Annotated in this window: 2 protein-coding genes; one reads left to right on the forward strand and one right to left on the reverse strand. The window is 30.6% G+C overall.

The genetic code is table 11. The annotated features are described in order from the left end of the window. Positions 1-304: 304 nt before the first annotated feature. A complete protein-coding gene (locus tag ABZA26_RS11785) occupies positions 305-2062 on the forward strand; it encodes a GGDEF domain-containing protein (RefSeq protein WP_372714716.1) in 1758 nt (585 codons plus the stop codon). A gap of 199 nt (positions 2063-2261) precedes the next feature. On the opposite strand, the gene ABZA26_RS11790 is transcribed toward ABZA26_RS11785, so the two are convergent. Continuing rightward, complete coding sequence (locus ABZA26_RS11790; protein ID WP_372714717.1) at positions 2262-2651, reverse strand: hypothetical protein; 390 nt, start codon at positions 2649-2651, stop codon at positions 2262-2264. Positions 2652-2828 lie beyond the last annotated feature (177 nt).

Raw genomic sequence — 2828 nt, forward strand, 5'->3', positions numbered from 1 at the left:
CATGATACAACACAGGTATATGGTATTCGCATTCTATATCTTCAAACATTAATTACACTCCCAATTTTTAAAAGATAGATTATTAAGTTCATTTTACTATAATGAGCAAAAAAAAGCAACTTAAGGGGGGATCATCTAGAACAATATCAATTTCTTTTTTAATCTCTTTTTCCAAATAATTTTCTTGTTATTCAAAATATGAGTTTATTTTCCTTTCAATTTTGCACTACCTTTTACACCATTTTTATGTTTTTTATACACTTAGATGCTAAACTTGTCTTTAAGAAAAACATTGGAGGAATCTATGAATAATATACCTTGGGATAACAAACTAGAAATTTTAGATTTTGCTTTTCAACCTATAATATGTGCAAATTCAGGGGAGATATACGCCGTAGAAGCTCTTCTTCGAAACAGTGTCGAGGCTGGTTTCAAAAACATAGACGATGTTTTCGATAGCGCCTATAAGGATGGTTCCTTATATACACTAGATTTAATGCTTCGGGAAAAAGCTATTCAAAAATTTAAAAAGCTCAAATTTCACAGCAGTATAAAAATATTTTATAATCTAGATAATCGGCTTTTGGAAATGCCAAATTTTTCAATGGGTAAAACAGAGCTTATTCTAAAAGAAAATAAGATAGAAAAGAGCTCTTTGTGTTTCGAGATATCGGAAAAGTATAAGCTTAACAAAATAGAGGATATAAATGACATGTTGAGTGTCTATAAAAGCCAAGGGTATATTATCGCCTTAGATGATTTTGGCAGCGGTTTTTCCAACCTCCAAAAGCTTTATCACTTTGATATAAACCTTTTAAAAATTGACAGATTTTTTATAAGAAATGTGGGAAAGAGCAGTAAAAAAAGGATTTTCTTAAATAACATAATAAATCTAGTACACACTCTAGGAGGATTGGTGGTAGCAGAAGGAGTGGAAACCGAGGAAGAGATGCAGGTTTGCCGTATGCTCGGCTGCGATCTCCTACAAGGATATTACATACAACATCCCAGTCAAAACCTAGATGATATAAAAGTCCTATATCACCATGTAAAAGAAAAAATGGTAAACCAAGAGATTTTTTTCGGGGAAGATAGAAATATAATTGAAAGTCATATTAAAAAAATAGAGGGAACTTACATAGATAACCAAATGGATAAAATTTTAGAAGTTTTAAAAAAGAATAGCCATGCAGAAGTTTTCCCCATAATAGACCGAGACAAAAGAGTTCTTGGTATGATAAGAGAAAAAAAAATCAAAAAATATCTTTTGGCTCCCTTTGGAAATGAATTCCTCAAGAAGAAAACCGTACGCGACTTGATAGATATAGCAATAATTACCGATATAAACGTCAGTATAAACAAGCTGATAGAAATACTCTCATTAAATGACGAGGTAGAATTTATAATTATAACATGCGATGGCAAGTACCAAGGTTACCTTGACAAAAATGCAGTTATTAAAATAATTAGTGAAAAGAAGATAGGAGAGGCCAAAAATCAAAATCCTCTTACAAAGCTTCCGGGAAATATTCAAATATCCAATTATATAGAACAAAGTCTTTCAGATACAGCAAACAGATATATGTACACATATTTTGATTTCAATAATTTCAAAAGCTACAATGATAAGTACGGATTTAAAAAAGGGGATAAAATAATCAGCTTATTTAGTGAAATTTTAAAAGATGAAGCAAAGGATGAAAATTTATTTATAGGCCATGTAGGTGGAGATGATTTTTTTTTAGGCATAAAACAAAAGCCAAATAAAAGCTTCAGCGATACACTAGATAAGATATCCTCAATTTCAAACATGTTTAAAATCCAAGCCAGAGATCATTATGATTCAAAAGACCTGAATAAAGGTTTCATTTTAAGTCAGGACAGAAATGGAAAACTTCGAAGGGTTCCTATTATAACTGTATCTGCCGCAATTTTAGAGATTGTTCCAGGAAAAAGAAACTGTACTATAGAGGATGTTAGTGATATCCTATTCAAATTGAAAAAGAATTCTAAAATAGCAAAAAATTCTCTATGCTGTTCCACAATACTGCCCTATAAATAATTTTTATGACAAATTTCATCATGTTATATTCTATTGATCTTAAAGTATAATCTCGATGCTGCAAAGTGTTTCAATTCATTTTGATAATTATTTTATAATCATTAATTTAAAATAGAGACTGAAAAAGGGCGCCTCTAAGGGCCCCCTATACTTCTATTAACTTAAACTGATCTGTCCACTATAACGTAGAGTTTTCACCTTAAATCATTATACTGCTGGCTATTTTTATACCGAATTTTTCTCTCACTTCCACTTCAAATCTAAGCATATTTTTTTCCTGTTCAGCCTGAAGTCTGGATCTTTTGTCAGTAAGTTTTTTTATTCTTTTCATATTTGGTTTTTTACTGTTTCTTTCCTTTTGGACCTGAACATCAATTTCCTTTATAGCCACCTTATTTTTTTTCATATTAGCCATGGCTTTTTCGTGAATGACCTTGTACTCTTTTTGTTGACCTGGTTTGAGATCACTGACTTTTTTTGCTATTTGAGATTTTCCTGGTTTTTTATGAACTGAATAATTTTCCGGTTGATTTTGGGAAAATGCCGCAGTTGAAATTATTATTGCTAAGATTCCGATTATTTTTTTCATTTTTATAGTTCCTCCTGAAATATATTTGTCTGTAGAAGTATCTTACTTTAATTCTGTGACAGCTCTGTGTTCAATACATGTCAAATTACATATATTTTCTATTCACTAAGATTTCAAAAGTAATTTCTTAAAGCCTGCGTATATTCTGATAATTAAAAAAAAGAAGAAGCAATAAGC

Source organism: Ilyobacter sp. (genome assembly GCF_041583315.1).
GTDB lineage: Bacteria > Fusobacteriota > Fusobacteriia > Fusobacteriales > Fusobacteriaceae > Ilyobacter.

Coding starts and splice junctions, on each gene's coding strand:
- ABZA26_RS11785 (WP_372714716.1), top strand. CDS start 305: ATGAATAATATACCTTGGGATAACAAACTAGAAATTTTAGATTTTGCT.
- ABZA26_RS11790 (WP_372714717.1), bottom strand. CDS start 2,651: ATGAAAAAAATAATCGGAATCTTAGCAATAATAATTTCAACTGCGGCA.